The sequence below is a fragment of the Actinomadura formosensis NBRC 14204 genome (assembly GCF_001552155.1).
GTDB classification, from domain to species: Bacteria; Actinomycetota; Actinomycetes; order Streptosporangiales; family Streptosporangiaceae; genus Spirillospora; species Spirillospora formosensis.
The window spans coordinates 1-18,669 of sequence record NZ_BCQQ01000132.1 but is presented as its reverse complement, the minus strand read 5'-3'; the positions used below and the strand labels follow the sequence as shown (position 1 = coordinate 18,669).

The window sequence follows — 18,669 nt, the reverse complement described above, 5'->3', positions numbered from 1 at the left end:
CCGGTCCCCCGCCGCCCGGCGCCCCGCCGCCCGGCGGTGTCCCGCACCGGGGCGAGCCGGCACCGCACCCGCCCGGCGGCTGGGACGTCCCCCCGGCCCAGGAGTACGAGCCGGGGACGTGGCCCGCGGACCGCCGGCCCGGCGTTCCGGAAAGCCCCTATCCGACGGGCCGGTACCCGACCGGCCGGCAGGAGGGCGGCCAGTTCGCGCGGGAGGCGTACCCCGCCGAACCCCACAACCGCGACGATCACGGGAGGGCGTCCGGCTCGTACATCTCCGGGACTCACGATCCCTACCGGTCCGGTCCGTACGGCACCGCCGGCCCCGGCCAGGACGAGGAGCACGAGGACCCGCCGCACGGCGGACGGCACCGTCGCTGAGGCTCCGGCCGGGAAGCGCGGTGGCCACCCTCGGACACCTATTGACCGCGGCCTCCGGTGAGATCAAGATCCCGCTGCACGCCGCGGATCCCGGAGGAGGCCCCTGCGTCATCACGCCCTGACCTGCGCCCGAAATGGCCGGACCATGCTCCGGACCCGCCCCGGCGGGACCGGCCGGTCAGGAGCGGGGGTTGTGGCCCGCGGCGTCCAGCCGCGCCCAGTCGGCCTCCCACATCTCGTCGCGGTGCCGGTCGCAGCGGCGGCGGACGAGGGCATAGGCGAACAGCACCGGGACCGAGCAGCCGAGGACGGCGGCGGCTCCCGCGTAGACGGCGTCGGTCACCGTACGGCTGTGCGGCCGGGGACGCACGGTCGGGTCGCCCCGGCCATCGATCCAGATCGTCCGGTGCGCACCGATCCTGGCGTCCTTCCAACTCGGCAGCGCCCCCGCGTGCGGCTCGCCGTTCACGCCCGGCCAGGTCGCCTGAACGGTCTCGTGGATGTAGCGGTCGCTGGTCGAGCCGACTCCGCCGGTGGAGGTGACGGTGGCGACGACCTGCCGCCGATCCATGCGCTCCGCGTGCTCCGCGCGAGTCCCGGCCCTGTAGGACCACGACGCGGCCCAGGACGCCAGCGGCGGCGCGGTACCGAGCAGCAGGAGCAGCAGCCCGAGGGCGATCAGCTGCTGGACGCGGTCGACCCGGCGGCGCAGCACGCTCGGCTCCAAACCGAGCCTGCGGCGCACCCTGACGAGCATCCTGCCGCCGCGGCGGATGCCTGACCTGCGCATCTGCGGTTCACCTCCCCGGGGAGCGCCCTCCCGGCAAGAGGCCCTCAGCCTTCTTTACCGAGGATATTCCCGAGTTCGTTGATCGGCACATCGCCGGTGGCCGAATCATTTCCCGGATCGCGCCCGATATGCCGGGTTGATGACCGTTTTAGGTCATCGCCCAGACCGGTAGCGTCCCGCCGCGTCCCCACGGCCAGCGCCAGCAGGGCACCGAGCACGCACATCCCGGCGGTGATCCAGAAAATCTCCCGGTACTCGGCACGCAGCGCGTCCTGCAACGCCGCGTTATAGACCTCCATCTGCCGCGCGAACTCACCCTTCGACATCAGGAACGGCAGCGGCGGCTTCAGATCCGCCGTCAGCGCGTGAAACCGGTAGAACCCCCACGCCGACAGCGCCGACACACCGAGCAGCATCCCCATCATCCGCGCCACGACCACGGCGGCCGACGCCACACCGTGCTGCACCGCCGGGACCGCCGCCAGCACCGCCGACGACACCGGAGCGATCACCAGACCCAGCCCGAGCCCCGTCACCACGAGATCGACGTCCATCCGCGGCAGCGGACCGTACGAGGCGTTCGCCAGATCCGCCGGCCAGCCCGCGATCAGCAGATAACCGCCCGCGGCAACCGCCATGCCCGCCGCCATCGGCCACCGCTCCCCCACCCGCCGGGCGACCAGCCCACCGGCCACCGCCGCGACCGGCAGCGCCACCAGGAACCTGGTCAGCAGCAGCGCGCCCTCCGTGGTGTCCTTGCGCAGGACGGTCTGCGCCACCAGCACCACATCCACGAGCGTGACCATCAACGCCGCACCCGACAGCAGACTCACGCCCAGCGTCGCCAGCAGCGGACCCCGCCGCACACCCGACAGATCCAGCAACCGCGTCCTCGACCTGACCTCCCACACGACGAACACCACCAGCACGAAGGCGCCCGCGCCCAGCACCGGCAGACCCCACGACGGCAGCGCCGACTCCTCCGGCTCCGGGTTGTAGACGGCCGCGACCAGCAGCCCCAGCCCCAGCGCCAGCAGCAAGCCGCCGACGACGTCCACCCCGGGCCGCGGCCCCCGACCGCGCCCGCCCGGCACCGCGAACTGCACGGCCGCCATCGCCGCGACCGCCAGCGGGACATTGATCCAGAAGATCGCCCGCCACCCCAGCGCCGCCGCGACCCCCGCCCCGTACAGCGGGCCGAGCACACTCCCCAGCTCCTGCGCGGCCCCCACCGCGCCGAGCACCACCGGACGCTGCCGCCCGTCCCACAGATCCCCCGCCAGCGCCATCGTCACCGGCAGCAGCGCCCCGCCCGCGACACCCTGCACCACCCGCCCCGCCGTCAGCACCGGCACGTCATGCGCCACCGCGGTCACGACCGACCCCACCGCGAAGAACACCAGGCACGCCTGCAGCAGCGGACGCCGCCCGAACCGGTCCGACAACTGCCCGAGCAGCGGCATCGCCGCGACATACCCCAGCAAGAACCCCGTCAGGACGGGCGTCACCCGCTCCAGCCGGTTGACCGGAACCCCGAGGTCCTTCACCATCGGCACCAAGACCGTCGTGACGACATACGCGTCCAGCGCGGCCAGCAGCACCACCGCGCCGCCCGCCCCGATCGCGAGCCGGCGCCGCCCCCTCACCCCCGCCGCCCTACTTCGGCGCGCTGATCTTGTACGGGGCGTCGAACTCGGTGAACGAGATCACCACCGCGCCCCGCCCCTCCGGGAACCGCCCCCGCACCCTCACCAGCCGATGGTCCGCCCTGCTCACCCACACCTGGCCGTCCATGTCGTCGTTGATCCCCGGGATCAGGCCCGCGATCTGCTCCTTCGGCAGCTTCGCGCCCACCCGGTACGTCTCCCTGCCGTCCACCTTCTCCACCGCCTGCGGCTCCGGCGACTTCGCCGACGACAACAACATCGCGATCCCCCGCTGCGGATCCAGCACCGCCGACGGGTCGTACACGCTCGCCGCCAGCGCCTTCGGCAACTTCCGCCAGCCGCCCGTCCCCGCGTCCAGGAAAATGCTGTCCCCCAGCGCCACGACCTTCATCTCCACGTTCTGGCCCTGCTGCTCCACCGTCAGCGTCCCCTCCGCGTCCCCGCTGCGGAGCAACTTCATGTCACCGCTCTTCACAACGACCGGCGTCCTGCCGTCCGACTCCAGCGAGAACCCGACGCTCTTCAGACCCCCCATCGCCTGCGCCGCCTGACCAAGCGTCCGCGCCGCATCAAAATCCGCCTTCTTCCCGGCCCCACCCGACCCACCACCGTCACACGCACCGGAGAACACCAGCGCCAGCACAACCGGAACAACAGCGAAAATGCGTCTGGACATACGCGGGACCCTACCGACGGGTCACCGCACCCGTCACTCGCTCCCAGGTATGGCATTCCCCAGCCAGAAGTAGGACATCCCCATCACGGTCGCCCCACCGCCCGCCCCGCCGCTAAGATTGCACGCGGCCAAACCCCACCGTCACCGGGGAACGGCTCGGGGCGGTAGCTCAGCTGGTCAGAGCAGGAGACTCATAATCTCCCGGTCGCGGGTTCGAGTCCCGCCCGCCCTACGGAGCTGGGCGAAGTGTGTCCGCGGAAAGCGCGGACCTTGCTCCTCCGGCATGTCTTCCCGGGGGGCGACCCCCGGACCCCCGATGTGGGGGCTCCGCCCCCACGCCCCCTCCCGGCTCGGGTCCGCGGTCACCTTTTTCACTGCGCGGGGGTTTTGGGGGCTACGCCCCTTGCCCCCTCCCGGCTCGGGTCCGCGGTCACCTTTCTCACTGCGCCGGTTTTTTGGGGGCTACGCCCCTTGCCCCCTCCCGGCTCGGGTTCACGATCACCTTTCTCACTGCGCGGGGGTTTTGGGGGCTACGCCCCTTGCCCCCTCCCGGCTCAGGGCCACGGTCACCCTTCTCACTGCGCGGGGGTGGGGCTTCGCCCCTCTTCCCTTCCGCTTTGGGGTGTGCTCTTCGGCTCTGGGGGCCCCGGCCGGTTGGCCGGGGCCTTGGTCAGGGGTGGTCCTCGGGTTTGCGGGTGAACTGGGTTGTCAGGTGGGTCAGGGCGGCCGCGGCGGCCAGGGCCGTCAGGGCCAGGACGGGCAGTTCGATCGCGTTGTGGTGGCGGAACAGCTCGACGAGCGTCAGCGTCAGGGACGCGGCGGCTATCACCAGCGCGACCAGGGTGTGCAGGCGGCCGGCATCCGAGTGGGGCCAGTCCGCCGGGTCCGTCTCCGGGGGCGGGCCGGGAGCCTGCCGGCGGTGACCGGCGAGCGCCCGGCTCGTCCACGCGGAACTGTCCTTTCGCCCGAGACGGTGCAGGCCCACGGCACCCAGCAGCATGACGAGTGCGTAACAGGCCACGAAACCGGCTTCGAAGCGCATGGATCCTCGCTAGCTCTTCACTTCGGTCGTTGACTCGGTGGCCTCGGTGACCTCGGTGACCTCGGTGAACAGGGCCAGATCCTCGGTGGGCGGCTCCACCGGGGAATCAGTATGGCGGCCTCGGTAGCGGACGCCCAGCCACGCCAGCCAGACCAGCGGGCCCACGCCGCCGACCATGAACAGGACGTCACCCGGGAGGCGCAGCCACTCGAAGATGTTGTTGGGGCTGCTTCCGGCGTAGGCGAGCGAGCGGGCGTCGGTGTAGCCGACGTCCACCGAGTGGTACAGCTGCAGCAGGCCGATCGGCAGCAGGGTCACGAACACCATCCAGGCCAGGCCCGCGTTCAACGACCAGAAACTGATCGAGACGAGCTTGTCCGACCAGCGTTTCTCCGGAACCAGGTAACGCAGCGCGAACACCGCGAAGCCCACCGCGAGCATGCCGTACACGCCCATCATCGCCGCGTGGCCGTGGTTCGCGGTGAGGACCGTGCCCATCTCGTAGTACGACACGATCGGCAGGTTGATCAGGAAACCGAAGATGCCGGCGCCGAGGAAGTTCCAGAACCCCACCGCGACCAGGAACATCACCGCCCAGCGGTGCGGGAACGGCGTCGGGCTCTTCGACTCCTGCCGGGCGCCGAGCCGGATGAAGCTCCACGCCTCCACCGTGAGGAACGTCAGCGGGATGACCTCGAACGCCGAGAAGAACGCGCCCAGCGCGAGCACCGCGGCCGGCTCGCCGTTGAAATACCAGTGGTGCGCCGTCCCGATGACCCCGCCCACGCTGTACAGGATGATGTCGAGGAAGACCACGCGCAGCGCGACCTTCTCGCGGACGACACCGAGCAGCACGAAGATGTACGCCACCATGACGGTGGTGAACAACTCCAGGAAGTCCTCGACCCACAGGTGCACGATCATGAAACGCCAGAAGTCGCTGATCGCGTACGGCGAGTCGTGCTTGGCCAGCAGGCCGGTCGCGTAGACGACGGGCAGCGCCAGCGCGGCGAAGAAGAACAGCCACGGCAGGTTGACCCGGCTCTCGGTCGCGAGGCGGTGCCGCATCCCGCGCCACAGGATCACCACCCACACGAACATGCCGAGGGTGAGCAGGATCTGCCAGAACTTACCGAGATCCAGGTACTCGAAGCCCTGCATCCCGAGCCAGCTCCAGAGCCGGCCGAACGCCCCGCGCATGCCCGCGAGCTCGCCGAGCATCGAGCCGCCCACAACGACGGCCAGGGCGCCGAGCAGCGCGTAGGCCAAAGCGCCCTGCCCCTTCGGGTCGCGCCGCTTGGTGATCATCGGCACCAGGAAGATGCCGGCCGCGAGGAAACTGGTGGACACCCAGAACAGCGACAACTGCACGTGCCACGTCCGGACCACGTTGAACGGCAGCCACCGGTCGAGCGGAATGCCGAAGAAACTGCCGAGGTCGGCCCGGTAGTGCTCGCTCGCCGCCCCGGCGAACGTCTGGGCGAGGAACAGCACCGCCATCACCAGGAAGAACCCGGCGGTCGCCCGCTGGCCGGTGGTCAAGGCCACCGAGCGCGGCTCCCGGAACCGGAGTTCCTGCTGGTCGCGGCCGTGCCAGCCGAGCCAGTTCCAGCGGCCGAACGCGGCGAACAGCGCGCCCGTCCCGCCGATCAGCGCCACAAGGCTGATCACGCTCCACACCACGGTGTCGGCCGTCGGGGTGTTGCCGACCAGCGGCTCGGACGGCCAGTTGTTGGTGTAGCTGTACTTCTTGCCCGGACGTTCCGCCGACGCCGCCCACGCGCTCCACGCGAAATAGCTCGTGAGCTGCCGGATCTCGGTCGGGTCGGTGATGGCCTTCGGACGCAGGCCCGTCTCGCCCTTCGGGGAGGCGAAGAAGTCCCCGTAGTACTTGGTCAGCTCGGCGAACGCGGCGGCCTGCGCGTCGGAGACCGTCAGCGTGCCGGTGTCGGAGTTGTACCGGTTGGTTCGATAGTCGTCCTGGACCCGGCGCGTCACATCGCCCGTCCCGCCGTAGGCGCGCTGCACCATCTGCGCGGACCGGTGCAGGTAGTCGGCCGTGAAGTCGGGGCCGAGGTAGGCGCCGTGCCCGAAGATCGAGCCGTACTCCATCAGCCCGTTCTTGAGGAACACGTCCTGGCCCGCGAAGACGTCGGCGCGCGTGTAGAGGGTCTGGCCGGACGGGGTGACGGCGCGCTCGGGGATCGGCGGGCTGGACCGGTAGGTCATGAACCCCATCAGCACCATCACGAACATGCCGAACAGGATGATGAGCGCCGCCGCCTGCACCCAGCCGCGGCCGATGAGCCGGTCCCGGCGGGTCGGCGGCTCCGTGGACAGTGCCACAGGTCCTCCAGGGGGAGAGGAATGATTTCTACTAACGCAAGCTGTATTTATTGCTGCTGACAGTGAAAATCAAGCCGTGGCAGAGGTTCTCGATGGAGACATCGGACACAGGGTAAAGTCCGCAGTCCAGGACCGGTGGCCAGATGTGGCCAGACCTGTCAGGCGGGCCAGCTCGGACGGCGCTTCTCCAGGAAGGCGGTCATGCCCTCCTGGGCCTCCGGGGTCTGACTGGATGCGGCCATCACCTCGGTCGCGTAGGCGTAGGCGTCCTGCTCGGGACGGTCGAGCTGCGCGTACATGGCCTGCTTGCCCAGGGCCTTGCTGCGCGGGCTGCCCTGCGTGGCACGCCGCAGGAGGTCGTGGGTGGCCTTGTCGAGTTCGCCGTCCGGGACCGCGTAGTTGATCAGGCCCCAGCCGGCGGCGGTGGCGGCATCGAAGATCTCGCCGGTGAGGGCCATCTCGGCGGCGCGCTTGCGGCCGATGTTGCGCGATATGGCCACGAGCGGGGTGTGGCAGAACCAGCCGCCCTTCCCGCCGGGCGCGGCGAAGCCGGCGCTCTCGGCGGCGACGGCGAGATCGCAGCTCGCGACGAGCTGGCAGCCGGCGGCGGTCGCCAGGCCGTGCACCCGGGCCACCACCACTTGCGGGACGTTCTGGATCGTCCGCATCAGCTCCGCGCACACCCGGAGCAGGTCCCGGACATCGGCGTGAGACGCCCCGGCCATGTCGGCGAAGTCGTGCCCGGCGGAGAAGACCGGGCCGTTCGCGGCGAGGATCACCCCCCGGGCGTCGGTGGCGCCGACCTCGCGGAACGCGTCCGTCAGCGCGAGCAGGAAGGCGCGGGAGAGCGCGTTGCGGCGGCGGGGCCGGTTCATCGTGATCGTGCTGAACGGGCCGTCGCGGTGAACCAGGACATCGTTGTCGTCGCTCATGGTCCCGACGTTACGTCAGCCCTCGCCGGAGGGGGCCGGGTCCGTCGTTCGCCGGGCACGGGGCGGATGAGATCGTGGTGAGGCAGGTCGTCCAACCCTGGATTTCGGGAGGTGCGCGATGCTCGTCGCGTTCTCGGTGACCCCGCTCGGTGCGGGCGAGGAGGTCGGCGAACTCGTCGCGGAGGCGGTCCGGGTGGTGCGGGCGAGCGGCCTGCCCAACCGGACCGACGCGATGTTCACCACGATCGAGGGTGAATGGGACGAGGTGATGGCCGTGGTGAAGGATGCCACCGACGCGGTCGCGGCGCGCGCCCCGAGGGTGAGCCTCGTCGTCAAGGCCGACATTCGTCCCGGTGTGACCGGCGCTCTCGACGCCAAGGTCGAATCGGTGGAACGCCGGCTCAGGTGAAGCAGGCCCGCACGCCGTTCTCCCCGCCGCGGGAGAAGTTCCGGAGACGCTGCGCGGCGCTGCCGTGGTCGCCGGGCTTCGTCCACGGCGCCCTGTCTCCGATGAACTGGAAGGCGTCCACGAGTTCCCGCTCGTCGCCGTCCTCGAACTCCAGCGTGCCGTCGGCGGACGAGCCGTAGAGGGCGGCCCCCGCCAGGCAGTCGGCCTGCAGTTCGGCGGCGGGCGACACCAGGCCGCGGCGGAGCCTCGCCTGGACCGCGTGCCCCCACTCATGCGCGATCACCAGGTAGACCCAGGCGTCACCACGCGCGTACCCGGACCGCATGAGGTGCGCGTCCCACGCCACGTAGTCGCCGGGCGGGCAGTAGGCCGCGTTGTCCCGCTTCAGCCGCTCGTCCCCGCAGGGCGGCGCCGACCGCGGGTCGCGCCCGTCGTAGAGCCCGGCGACGCGCGGTGAGCGGTAGGAGCCGGTGAACAGTCCGTCCCAGTGCCGCCGCCAGAAGTCGTCGATGGTCGTCTCGGCGGCGCGCATGTCCTCCTGGAACCCGGCCTCGTCGAACATGCCCGTCGGCGGCGGCGCGGGCGAACCGTTTCCGGCCCTGGTGCTCTGCGCGGCGGGATGGGTGTCTCCGCCCGCCGCGGGGCGCGGCTCGGACCGGCACGCGCCCGTCAACGCGCCGGTCAGCACGAGCGCACCGACGACGGCCACTCCGGTGCGCCGCCGATGATTCCGTGCGGTCTCCCTCATGACGGAACATACGCACGGACGCGTTCAAAAGGTCGAACGCGCGATCAGCACCCGGCGACGAGACGCGCGGCCACCCGGTCGAGGACGGCGAGATCCTCGGCCGGGAGGTCGTACAGTTCCGGCGGCGGGGTGTCGAGGATCCGCTCGGCCTCCGCCGCCGCGCCGCGTCCGGCCTCGGTCACCGTGACGATCTTGGAGCGGCGGTCGGCGGGGTTCGGGCTCCGCTCCACCAGGCCGCGGCCGACCAGATCGTCCACCACGAGGGTCGCGTAGGGACGGTCGGTGAGCAGCACCTCGGCGAGGTCGCGCAGCGTGAGCGGTGTCGTCGCGGCGGCGATGCAGCGCAGCGCCTTGACCCGGAAGAAGCTCATCCCGAGCGCCTCGGTCGCCGCACGGCGCCGGTCGCCCCGCTCGTGCATCAGCACCCGCAGGTTGTGCCACGCCCGCGCGGCGACATCGCCGGACGGGTCGGCGGACTGGACGGCGGGCTCGGTCATCGGGCGCTCGCTCCCGTCACGTGGGGTCCGTCTGGGGCCGGCTCGCCGGCCTCGAACAGGTCGGCGACGCGCGCGGTGCTGCGGGCGGCCCGCCGGCCGGTGGTGACCGTGCCGAGCACGAGCACGGCGGCGGCGCAGCCGGCCAGGATCCAGTATGCCGGGCGGGCGGCGGACACGAAGGCGTCCGCGCCGGCCGCGCCGGACGTCCGCGTGCCGGACGTCCCGGCGGCGAGCACGGCGCCGATCACCGCGACGCCGAGCGCCTGCCCGATCTGCCTGCTGGTGGAGGCGACGGCGGCGGCGACACCGGCCTGGGCGCGCGGCATCCCCGACACGGCGGTGTTCGTGATCGGCGAGTTCACCGTCCCGAACCCGATGCCGAACAGAACGTAGGAGGCGAACAGCGTGCCGTTCCGGGTCTCGCCGTCGAGCACGGCGAACAGCAGCCCGCTGGCGAGCATCGTCGCCCCGGCGATCTGCAGCGGCAGCCGCGGCCCCCGGGCGCCGACGAGCCGTCCCGACAGCGGGGCGCACACGGCGGTCATCGCGGCCATCGGCAGCAGGTACAGCCCGGCGTGCAGCGCCGACAGCCCCCGCACGTTCTGCAGGTAGAGGGTGTTGAGGAACAGGAACCCGCCGAGCGCCGCGAACCCGCTGACCGCGACGAGGGTCGCGCCGGAGAACGGGAGGCTGCGGAAGAAGCGCAGGTCGATCAGCGGCTCGGGCGCGCGCAGCGCGTGCACGACGAAGGCGGCGAGCGACACCGCGGCGATGATCGCGGCACCGTAGACGGCCGGGTCGCCGAGTCCCCGGCCGGGCGCCTCGATGATCGCGTAGGTCAGCGTCCCGAGCAGCACGATCATGAACGCCTGGCCGGCCGGGTCGGGCCGGCGCGGGCGCGGGGCGCGCGACTCGGGCACGAACAGCGCGGTCAGCGCGAGCGCGGCGAGCCCGATCGGCACGTTCAGCCAGAAGATCGACCGCCAGCCGACGGATTCGACGAGCACCCCGCCGACGAGCGGCCCCATCGCCATGCTGAGCCCGACGACGCCGCCCCACACGCCGATGGCGCGGGCCCGCTCGCGCGGCTCGGTGAACACGTTCGTGATGATCGACATGGCGACCGGGTTGAGCATCGACCCGCCGACGGCCTGCACGACGCGGGCGCCGACGAGCCAGCCGAGGGACGGCGCGAGGCTGCACAGCACGGACCCGGTGACGAACAGCGCGAGCCCGGTCTGGAACACCCGGCGCCGCCCGATCCGGTCGGCGGTCGACCCGGCCAGGATCAGCAGCGACGCGAGGACGATCAGGTACGCGTCGATCGTCCACTGCAGCCCGGACAGGGAACTGCCGAAGTCGCGCTGAAGCGTGGGCAGCGCGACGTTCAGGATCGTGTTGTCCAGGCTGACGATGAGCAGGCTCATGCAGCAGATGGCCAGGATGAGCAGCCGGCGGCGAGGGCTGAGCTCGGACAACCGGTCTCCGATCATTGTAGACGTATAAACGTTATAAGCGTACAACGATCCTCGGGAGCCGGCGCGGACGGGGAGGTGGTTCCGGGCGACATCCGCTACGCGAGATTTTAGGTTAGGTTAACCTAACTTCTTCTTGGCCGATCTTCCGGCCGCCGTCGTCGATGGTGGAGCACGCCCGTCATGCCGAACACCGGTGCCCGTCCCCTCACCCGCCGCGAGCCCCCGGCCCACCCCTACGCGTTCTTCGATCTGCACGTCGTCCGGTCCGCCCGGCTCGGGCCGTCCATGGTCCGGGTCACGTTCGGCGGGACGGCCCTGGACGGTTTCGCGACCGGCGGCCGGGACCAGCGCATCAAGCTGTTCCTCCCCCACCCGCACCAGGACGCGCCCGTCATGCCGGAGAACAGCACGGACGCCACCTGGTTCGCCGACTGGCGGGCACTGGATCCGGCCGAGCGCGGCATCATGCGGTCCTACACCGTCCGCGACCACCGTCCGGGCGAACTGGACATCGACTTCGCGCTGCACACCGGCGGCGCGTCCGGGCCGGCCGCCCGGTGGGCCGCGGCGGCGAGCGCGGGCGACCGCGTCACCGTCCTCGGCCCGACCGGTCCCGACAACGGCGGCTGCGACTTCCGGCCGCCGCCCGGCGCCCCGGTGGTGATCGCGGGCGACCTGACCGCGCTGCCCGCCATCGCCGGGAACCTCGCCTGGCTGCCCGCCGGAACGTCCGCCCAGGTGTGGGTCGAGGTCCCGCACCCCGGGGATCGCCGGGACCTGCCGACCGCCGCCGGCACGGAGATCACCTGGGTCTCCCCCGGCGGCCTGCCGGACGCCGTCCGCCCGGCGACGATCCCGGACGGCGCGTACGCGTGGATCGCGGGAGAGTCCGCCATGGTGAAGGCGCTGCGCCGGCACCTGGTGACCGAGCGCGGCCTGGACCGCCGCGCCGTCACGTTCACCGGCTACTGGCGGCGCGGCGCCACCGAGGAGGACCTGCTCGCCGAGGCCGTCACCGCCGGCCCGGCCACCGGGGAGTGAGTCAGGGCCCCGCTCCGGATCCGCGCCCGGACTCGTCCAGCGTGAGGGTGGCGGGGTCGATGACGCCGGCGCGGTAGGCGGCGCCGGCGATGGCCTGGGCGGTGACGGGGGCGGTGATCAGCTGGAAGACCGCGACCAGCGCCAGCGGGGTGACGGCGGTGACCGGACCGGCCTGCGGGGCCACCCCGGCGAGGACGAGCAGGAGCCCGATCGTCTGCGGCTTCGTCGCGGCGTGCAGCCGGGTGAGCAGGTCCGGGAAGCGCAGCATGCCGAGCGCGCCGACCGCGCAGAAGCCGGACCCCGCGAGCAGCAGCACGGCGGTGACGGCGTCGGCGGCCCTCACGGGCGGCGCTCCGCCCGCGCCGCCGCCAGACGGGCCGCGCTGACCGAGCCGACGAAGCCCATCAGCGCCACCACCACGAGGATCGTGGCGTGCGCGGGCTCCCCCCGCGCGGCCGCGTGCACCGCGATGCCGCTCACCAGCAGGACGGCCAGGACGTCCAGCGCCATGATCCGGTCGAAGGTGGACGGGCCGCGGACCAGCCGCGCCGCCGTCATCAGGAACGCGGCGCCCAGCAGCGCCAGGGCCACCGCGTAGACGATGGTCATCGATCCTCCCCGGTCGATTCGTCTTCTTCCAACGCGTCCTCGGAGGTCACGAGGGCGCGCATCAGCCTGCGCTCGGTGCCGAGCACGCCGTCGCGCGTGGAGTCCGCCTCGTCCTGAGAACGCACCGGCATGGCGTGAATGCGCAGCAGGTGCCGCTCCCAGTCGAGATCGACCAGCAGCGTGCCGGGACGCAGGCTGATGCTCGCCGTGACGGCGAGCACGATGAGCTCGGAGCGGGTCCGGGCGCTCACCTCGATGATCGCGCCGCGCACCTGACGCGGCCGGTGCAGCGCGTGCCGGCCGATGACCACGCTGGACACGAGCAGGTCCCACGCGAACTCCAAGCCCGCCAAGGCGAGCGCCGGCGGCCGTACCCGTTTGAGCGTCGGGACGGCCGGCAGGCGGGTCACCAGGTAGACGATGGCGACGATGACGACGCCGCCGATCAGGATCTGGGCACCGGCTCGTCCCCACAGCAGCAGCCAGACGGCGAGCAGCCACGCGGCCATGCCGAGCCGGGAGACGGCGGCGCGGACGGCGGGGGTCACGGGCTCCCTCCGTCCAGGACGGCGTGCCGGTAGCCGGTCCGGTCGACCAGGTCGCTCGCGGCGCTCCGGCTCCAGGACGCGAGCGGCCCCGCGAACACGGCGACGAGGAGCCCCGCGGCGACCATCACGGCGGTCACCGACTGCATGAGCCGCACACCGCCGCGCGTGTAGGGCTCGGCCATGCGGGCCCTGCGCTCCGCCGACCTCGCGTGAGCGGCCTCGTCGGCCTCCCGCGGGCGCGGGCGCCAGAACCCCAGCGTCCATATCCGGGTCATCGCCATCAGGGTGAGGACGCTGCCCAGCACGGCCACCCCGGTGACGGCGTAGGCCAGGGTGCTCCCGGAACCGAGACCCGCCTGGAACAGGGCGAGCTTGGCCACGAACCCGGACGTCGGCGGTACACCGCTCACGCTCATCGCGGGAATGAAGAAGAGCACTGCGATGAACGCCGAAAGGCCCGCCAGCCCGCCGAGCCGGTGCAGCGACGTCTCCCCGGTGAGCCCCTGCATGAGGTCGCTGACCAGGAAGAGCGTCGCCTGCACGACGATGTGGTGGACGAGGTACAAGATCGCCCCCGTCAGGCCCGCGACGTCGAACAGCGCCAGCCCGAACAGCATGTAGCCGATGTGGCCGACGAGGATGAAGGAGAACACCCGGTGGATGTCGTCGTGCGTCAGCGCGCCCAGGGTGCCGATGATGATCGTCCCGGCGGCCAGGACGAGCATCGGCCATGATCCGTGCTCGCGCGGGAACGCCAGCGTCTCGACGCGGATGAGCGCGTAGACGGCGGCCTTGGTCAGCAGCGCGGCGAACACCGCGGTGATCTTGGTGAGGGCGGCCGGGTAGCTGTCGGGCAGCCACAGGTGCATGGGGACGATCGCGCCCTTGATGCCGAACACCACGAGGAACAGCAGCGCGAGCGCGGTCCGGGTGGTCCCCGGCAGGCCCGCGGTCCGCTCCGACAGGTCCGCGAGGTTCACCGTGCCCGTCGCCGCGTAGGTCAGCCCGAGCGCGGTGAGAAAGAGGATCGAGGACGTGAGGCTGACCACGGTGTAGGTCATCCCGGCCCGCACCCGTTCCCCGGTCGGCGTCAGCGTCATCAGCACGTAGCTCGACGCGAGCATCACCTCGAACGCGACGAAGAGGTTGAACAGGTCGCCGGCGAGGAACACCAGGCAGACCCCGCCGGTCAGCGTGAGGTAGGCGGGGTAGAACACGCCCGGCTCGTGCTCGCTGAGCCCGCCCGCGCCCTCCCCCACGGCGTGCAGCATGATCGCGAGCAGCACGGTGGCGGACACCACCAGCAGCAGCGCCGACAGCCTGTCGGCGACGAGCGTGATGCCGAGCGGCGCGGCCCAGCCGCCCATCTGGACGGCGATCACCCCGTCCCGGGCCACGGCCGCCACCAGCCCGGCGCAGGCCGCGACCACGCCCGCGCCGACCAGCGGGCCGAGGACCCGCAGCCAGGTTCCCCGGCGGCGGGCGAGCGTCGCCAGGGCCGCGCCGAACAGCGGCAGCGCGAACGGCAGCGGGACGAGCACGTTCATGCCCCGTCCTCGGGCCCGGGGTTCTCCGCTTCCAGCGGCGTGGCGTCCGGGGGCTCGCGGTGGTGCCGCTCGGCGCAGATCCGGCGGTCCTCAACGTCGTCCTGGACCTCGTCCCCACCGCGCAACTGCCGGCTCCGGTAGGCCATGGCCAGCAGGAACGCCGTGACCCCGAAGGTGATCACGATGGCGGTCAGCACCATGGCCTGCGGGAACGGGTCGGCCATCGGGCGCGGGCCGGTGGCATCGAGCAGCGGTGGCGCCCCCGCGGCCCCGCCGGCGAGCAGCAGGACGAGGTTCGCCCCGTGCCCGAGCAGGGTGAACCCGACGACGATCCGGATGAGGGACCGTTCCATCAGCAGGTAGAAGCCGGCCGCGAACAGCACGGCGACCACCACCACGAGGACGAGACTGGTCATGGCCGCCCCTCGTCCGGAACGTCCGGTTCCTCCAGGCTCGCGCCCAGCGTGGTGAGGATCGTCAGCACCAGCCCGAGCACCAGGAGATACACGCCCGCGTCGAAGAACAGGTTGGTCGGCACCTTGACGTGCCCGGCGAGCGGCACCGTGGCCGTCAGCGTCGTGAAGTCCAGGAACTCCCCGCCGGACGCCCAGCCGGACGCGCCCGCCGCGACCGCGAGCCCCAGCCCGCCGCCGAGCAGCACGCCGGGACGGACGGGCAGCGCGGTGGCGAGTTCCCGCCGCCCGCCCGGCAGGTACCGCAGGACGAACGCCATGCCCGCCACGAGCCCGCCGACGAAACCGCCGCCCGGACGGCCGTGCCCGGCGAAGAACAGGTACGCCGAGAACACCAGGATCGTCGGGGTCAGCATGCGCGCCGCCGCCTCCAGCACGACCGACGAACCGCCGAGCGGCGGACGGCCCGGCGTGGCGAGCCAGCGGCTCTGCGCCCGCCCGCCCGTCCCGCCCCGGGCCTCCCGGGACCGTCGGCGCGCCCCCGGCCCGGTCAGCACCAGGCTCACGACGCCCATCGCGGCCGCGGCCAGCACCACGATCTCACCGAGCGTGTCGAGCGCGCGCAGATCGACCAGGATCGCGTTCACCACGTTCTTCGTGCGCTCGTGCGCGGCGAGCCGGGTGTAGCCGGGGCCGACCGGGTCGGCGCTGCGGCTCAGCACCGCCACCACCAGGAAGGTCGCGACGAACCCGCCGAGGCAGACGCTGATCACCGCGGCGGCGGCCCGCGCGGAGACCGTCCGGCGCCGCGGCGGGAACCGCTCCGGCAGCCGCCGGAGCACCAGCACGAGCATGATCAGCGACAGCGTCTCCACGACCACGAGGGTCAGCGCGAGATCGGGCCCGCCCTGCACGACGAACAGGCCGGCCACCCCGTACCCCGCCCCGGACAGCAGGACGGCCGCCGACAGCCGGCCGCCGGTCCGCAGCGCCGCCAGCGCGCAGGCGACCACGACCGCCGCCAGGACGAGCTGCGCCGGATCGTCCCAGGCCCGCGGCCCGCCCGCCGGCGGATCCGGCCCGGTGCCGCGGATCAGGCCCGCCACCAGCGCCGTGCCCGGCACCGCCGTGACCATCAGCGCGATCACGCCGAGGTACACCGGCAGGGAGCCGATCTGCAGCCGCCGTGTCACCGCGTGCGCGCCGGCCAGCGTCCCCTCGATCACGGCGTCGTAGGCGCGCTGCGCATCCGGGAGCCGCCACCGCGTGGACCTGCCGGGGAACGACCGCCCGAACGCGGCGTACAGCCCGGCGCCCGCGGCGAGGGCGGCCGCGGACAGCCCGAGCGGCAGCCCGAGCCCGTGCCACGCCGCGAGTTCGTAGCCGGCCGCTCCGGGCAGAGTCCCGGCATAGGGCCCGATCGCTCTTTGCACCGCCCCCGGAACGAGCCCGCCCGCCAGGCCCGCGGCGGCCAGCACCACGACCGGCACGACCAGCCCCCACGGGTCCGCCGGCCGCTCCTCGCCCGTCCCGCCCGCGAAGGCGCCGTGCAGGAACCGCACCCCGTAGGCCACGGTCAGCGCCGATCCCGCCACCACCCCGGCGAGAACAGCGATGTCCAGGCCGCCGTGGGCGAACGCCTCAAGGGCGGCCTCTTTCGCCACGAACCCGAGGAACGGCGGAAGGCCGATCATGGAGGCGACCGCCGCGGTGGCGGCGATCGCCAGCACGGGCAGCCGCCGCCCCACCCCCGACAGCCGGTCCGCGCGACGCGTCCCCATCCGGTGCTCGATGACGCCGGCGGCCAGGAACAGCGGCGCCTTGAACAGGCCATGCGCGAGCAGCAGCGCGACCCCCGCCAGCGCCGCCACCCGCGTCCCGTTCCCCAGCAGCACCATGAGGAGGCCGAGCTGGCTCACCGTCCCGTAGGCGAGGAGCCTCTTCAGATCGTCCTGCCGCAGGGCGACGGCGCCGCCCACGAGCATGCTCAGCAACCCCACGGACAGCACCATCGGCCGCCAGGGATCCACCTCGGCGAACGCGGGCGCCAGCCGCGCCACGAGATAGACGCCCGCCTTCACCATCGCCGCCGCGTGCAGGTAGGCGCTGACCGGCGTCGGCGCCACCATCGCGGCCGGCAGCCAGGCGTGCAGCGGCACCTGCGCCGACTTCGCGAACGCCCCCAGCAGCACCAGGACGACACCGGCCCGCGCCGAGGCACCGCCCGGCGGGTCCGCGACCAGCGCCGAGATGCGGTACGTCCCCCCGGCCTGGCCGAGCACGACGAACCCGGCGAGCATGACCAGGCCGAACGCCGTGGTCGTCAAAAGCGCCTGCGTGGCCGCCCGCCGGTCCGCCGCCCGATCCGGCCGCGGGTGCCCGATGAGGATGAACGAGCTCAGCGTCGTGAGCTCCCAGAACACATAGAGGGTGAGCAGGTTGTCGGCGAGCACCAGCCCCGTCATCGCCCCCGCGAACGCCACCAGCGTCCCGATCATCAGGGGCTCGGGGCGCTCGAAATACCAGCCCGCGTAACACAGGACGACGGCCCCCACCCCGCCGACCAGCAAAAGCATCACGCTGGACAGCGCGTCCAGCCGAAAGTCGAACACCAGCCCGAGATCGGACGCCCAGGCAAGCCGCGCGGACAGTTCCCCCCGTCCCACCCGGCTGGCCGCCCACACGGCCGTCGCCGCGGGCAGCAGAGCCGCGGCACACGCCATCCCCCGCCGATACCGCCCCAGCACCCACGGCACGACAACCGCCACGACGGCATAGCCGACGACCAACATCCCCATGCCGCCGCAGCCCCCTCCCCGCCATCGCAAGCGATCTACCCGAGGAGCGCCCCCAAAACTGCACGTGAAGGGACCTCGCCCCACCGGCCACCGTCCCGATGCCCGTTCCGGCCCCCGCAGCCCCCGATCGCTCATCCGAATAGGCGCCGCGAACCCCGCGCCACTGGAAATCCCCGGCTCCGGGTCCGGCACATGGCTCCTCGGGAAAAACACCGGGAGACACCCGAGGACTTCGAAACGCCACGGCGCAGGCACGGCCAGAGAGCAAATCTCGGCGAAACAGGGAAGACTTCACCAGGAATTCGTCCACGACGCCGGGCGGCAGAGAAAGCGCGGCATCCCGCCCAGAGCAGGCACGGCGAGCCGCAGCGAGGCGAGCGAAGCCCAACGGACACGCCCGGAGAAACCTAGGACAACCCCGGCCGGCAGCCCCTCGGCGAAACCGAGCGAAGCTCGATGAACAGAAAGGACGCCCCGCAGTTTCTGAGAGGACACCGAGCCCCCATAAAGCCTGAGAGCGCAGTTCCCCGCTTCGGGGAGTGCGGAGCCATGGCGAAGCCGAGCGAAATTCGGTGAACGGAGTGAACCGTCTCGGCTCTCCCGAGAACACCTGAACGCAACCCCGAGCCGCAACCGGCAGGGGGAGCGAAGCTCCCCATCGGGGGTCCGGGGGGTCGCCCCCCGGGTCAACACTGCGGGCCTCCGGCGAAGCCGAGCAAAGCTCGGCGAGCAGGACTGCCCGCCTCGG

16 protein-coding genes, 1 tRNA gene and 2 pseudogenes are annotated in these 18,669 nt (G+C 72.3%); 4 read left to right on the top strand and 15 right to left on the bottom strand.

Features of this window, described 5'->3' with window-relative positions; genetic code table 11:
• A pseudogene (locus AF1_RS35375) lies at positions 1-380 on the top strand (hypothetical protein); the annotation flags it as partial.
• A 178-nt stretch (positions 381-558) separates the two neighbouring features.
• On the opposite strand, the gene AF1_RS26935 reads toward AF1_RS35375, so the two are convergent.
• From AF1_RS26935 to AF1_RS26925, 3 genes are read right to left on the bottom strand one after another with little or no spacing between them, the layout of a single operon-like run.
• Positions 559-1,170 carry an Rv1733c family protein gene (locus AF1_RS26935; RefSeq protein ID WP_131732776.1) on the bottom strand — a complete coding sequence of 204 codons (612 nt, stop codon included), beginning with the start codon at positions 1,168-1,170 and terminating at the stop codon, positions 559-561.
• A gap of 44 nt (positions 1,171-1,214) precedes the next feature.
• Positions 1,215-2,816, bottom strand: coding sequence for an MFS transporter (locus AF1_RS26930; protein WP_084263378.1), 1,602 nt, complete (start codon positions 2,814-2,816; stop codon positions 1,215-1,217).
• A gap of 10 nt (positions 2,817-2,826) precedes the next feature.
• The gene (locus AF1_RS26925; RefSeq protein WP_242608909.1) at positions 2,827-3,372 is read right to left on the bottom strand and encodes an LppX_LprAFG lipoprotein; all 546 of its coding nucleotides are present in this window, start codon (positions 3,370-3,372) and stop codon (positions 2,827-2,829) included.
• A gap of 299 nt (positions 3,373-3,671) precedes the next feature.
• On the opposite strand from AF1_RS26925, the gene AF1_RS26920 reads away from it, so the two are divergent.
• Positions 3,672-3,745: transfer RNA gene (locus tag AF1_RS26920), tRNA-Ile, on the top strand.
• A 438-nt stretch (positions 3,746-4,183) separates the two neighbouring features.
• Here AF1_RS26920 and AF1_RS26915 read toward each other — a convergent pair.
• The 3 genes from AF1_RS26915 to AF1_RS26905 all read right to left on the bottom strand — a co-directional run bounded on the left by AF1_RS26915 (position 4,184) and on the right by AF1_RS26905 (position 7,833).
• Positions 4,184-4,555 carry a hypothetical protein gene (locus AF1_RS26915; RefSeq protein ID WP_067805216.1) on the bottom strand — a complete coding sequence of 124 codons (372 nt, stop codon included), beginning with the start codon at positions 4,553-4,555 and terminating at the stop codon, positions 4,184-4,186.
• Between the two features lie 9 nt (positions 4,556-4,564).
• Positions 4,565-6,901 carry a nitric-oxide reductase large subunit gene (locus AF1_RS26910; protein ID WP_067805213.1) on the bottom strand — a complete coding sequence of 779 codons (2,337 nt, stop codon included), beginning with the start codon at positions 6,899-6,901 and terminating at the stop codon, positions 4,565-4,567.
• Between the two features lie 158 nt (positions 6,902-7,059).
• Positions 7,060-7,833: an enoyl-CoA hydratase-related protein gene (locus AF1_RS26905; RefSeq protein WP_067805209.1), complete on the bottom strand. Its 774-nt coding sequence runs from the start codon at positions 7,831-7,833 to the stop codon at positions 7,060-7,062.
• A 118-nt stretch (positions 7,834-7,951) separates the two neighbouring features.
• Here AF1_RS26905 and AF1_RS26900 point away from each other — a divergent pair, with 118 nt between their 5' ends.
• Positions 7,952-8,242: an MTH1187 family thiamine-binding protein gene (locus AF1_RS26900; RefSeq protein WP_067805205.1), complete on the top strand. Its 291-nt coding sequence runs from the start codon at positions 7,952-7,954 to the stop codon at positions 8,240-8,242.
• Here the strand turns inward: AF1_RS26900 and AF1_RS26895 are convergent.
• The 3 genes from AF1_RS26895 to AF1_RS26885 are packed head-to-tail and all read right to left on the bottom strand — an operon-like array spanning position 8,235 to position 10,965.
• Positions 8,235-8,990 carry a neutral zinc metallopeptidase gene (locus AF1_RS26895; RefSeq protein WP_131732774.1) on the bottom strand — a complete coding sequence of 252 codons (756 nt, stop codon included), beginning with the start codon at positions 8,988-8,990 and terminating at the stop codon, positions 8,235-8,237. The two genes, AF1_RS26900 and AF1_RS26895, sit on opposite strands and share 8 nt — an antisense overlap.
• Before the next feature lie 44 nt (positions 8,991-9,034).
• On the bottom strand, positions 9,035-9,487 hold the full coding sequence (locus AF1_RS26890) for a MarR family winged helix-turn-helix transcriptional regulator (RefSeq protein ID WP_067805199.1): 453 nt from the start codon (positions 9,485-9,487) through the stop codon (positions 9,035-9,037).
• Positions 9,484-10,965, bottom strand: coding sequence for an MFS transporter (locus AF1_RS26885; RefSeq protein WP_067805221.1), 1,482 nt, complete (start codon positions 10,963-10,965; stop codon positions 9,484-9,486). Before AF1_RS26885 ends, AF1_RS26890 begins: the two co-directional genes overlap by 4 nt.
• A 180-nt stretch (positions 10,966-11,145) precedes the next feature.
• Here AF1_RS26885 and AF1_RS26880 point away from each other — a divergent pair, with 180 nt between their 5' ends.
• Positions 11,146-12,006, top strand: a complete 861-nt coding sequence (locus AF1_RS26880; RefSeq protein WP_067805196.1) for a siderophore-interacting protein — start codon at positions 11,146-11,148, stop codon at positions 12,004-12,006.
• Between the two features lies 1 nt (position 12,007).
• Here the strand turns inward: AF1_RS26880 and mnhG are convergent, their stop codons facing one another.
• The 6 genes and pseudogenes from mnhG to AF1_RS26850 form a co-directional block, all read right to left on the bottom strand.
• Positions 12,008-12,349, bottom strand: a complete 342-nt coding sequence (mnhG, locus tag AF1_RS26875) for a monovalent cation/H(+) antiporter subunit G (RefSeq protein ID WP_067805191.1) — start codon at positions 12,347-12,349, stop codon at positions 12,008-12,010.
• On the bottom strand, positions 12,346-12,615 hold the full coding sequence (locus AF1_RS26870) for a monovalent cation/H+ antiporter complex subunit F (RefSeq protein WP_067805189.1): 270 nt from the start codon (positions 12,613-12,615) through the stop codon (positions 12,346-12,348). Before AF1_RS26870 ends, mnhG begins: the two co-directional genes overlap by 4 nt.
• A complete protein-coding gene (locus AF1_RS26865) occupies positions 12,612-13,163 on the bottom strand; it encodes a Na+/H+ antiporter subunit E (RefSeq protein ID WP_067805186.1) in 552 nt (183 codons plus the stop codon). The genes AF1_RS26870 and AF1_RS26865 overlap by 4 nt, the downstream gene beginning before the upstream one ends.
• Positions 13,160-14,710 (bottom strand): Na+/H+ antiporter subunit D, encoded by a 1,551-nt coding sequence (locus tag AF1_RS26860; RefSeq protein WP_067805183.1) that lies wholly within the window; start codon positions 14,708-14,710, stop codon positions 13,160-13,162. The genes AF1_RS26865 and AF1_RS26860 overlap by 4 nt, the downstream gene beginning before the upstream one ends.
• Positions 14,711-14,787: 77 nt before the next feature.
• Positions 14,788-15,126 (bottom strand): annotated as a pseudogene (locus AF1_RS26855) (Na(+)/H(+) antiporter subunit C); the annotation flags it as partial.
• Complete coding sequence (locus AF1_RS26850) at positions 15,123-17,921, bottom strand: Na+/H+ antiporter subunit A (protein WP_067805177.1); 2,799 nt, start codon at positions 17,919-17,921, stop codon at positions 15,123-15,125. The gene AF1_RS26850 and the pseudogene AF1_RS26855, both read right to left, overlap by 4 nt.
• Positions 17,922-18,669 lie beyond the last annotated feature (748 nt).

Coding starts and splice junctions, on each gene's coding strand:
- AF1_RS26880 (WP_067805196.1), top strand. CDS start 11,146: ATGCCGAACACCGGTGCCCGTCCCCTCACCCGCCGCGAGCCCCCGGCC.
- AF1_RS26850 (WP_067805177.1), bottom strand. CDS start 17,921: ATGGGGATGTTGGTCGTCGGCTATGCCGTCGTGGCGGTTGTCGTGCCG.
- AF1_RS26860 (WP_067805183.1), bottom strand. CDS start 14,710: ATGAACGTGCTCGTCCCGCTGCCGTTCGCGCTGCCGCTGTTCGGCGCG.
- AF1_RS26905 (WP_067805209.1), bottom strand. CDS start 7,833: ATGAGCGACGACAACGATGTCCTGGTTCACCGCGACGGCCCGTTCAGC.
- AF1_RS26890 (WP_067805199.1), bottom strand. CDS start 9,487: ATGACCGAGCCCGCCGTCCAGTCCGCCGACCCGTCCGGCGATGTCGCC.
- AF1_RS26925 (WP_242608909.1), bottom strand. CDS start 3,372: ATGGGGGGTCTGAAGAGCGTCGGGTTCTCGCTGGAGTCGGACGGCAGG.
- AF1_RS26900 (WP_067805205.1), top strand. CDS start 7,952: ATGCTCGTCGCGTTCTCGGTGACCCCGCTCGGTGCGGGCGAGGAGGTC.
- AF1_RS26935 (WP_131732776.1), bottom strand. CDS start 1,170: ATGCGCAGGTCAGGCATCCGCCGCGGCGGCAGGATGCTCGTCAGGGTG.
- AF1_RS26915 (WP_067805216.1), bottom strand. CDS start 4,555: ATGCGCTTCGAAGCCGGTTTCGTGGCCTGTTACGCACTCGTCATGCTG.
- AF1_RS26895 (WP_131732774.1), bottom strand. CDS start 8,990: ATGAGGGAGACCGCACGGAATCATCGGCGGCGCACCGGAGTGGCCGTC.
- AF1_RS26870 (WP_067805189.1), bottom strand. CDS start 12,615: ATGACCATCGTCTACGCGGTGGCCCTGGCGCTGCTGGGCGCCGCGTTC.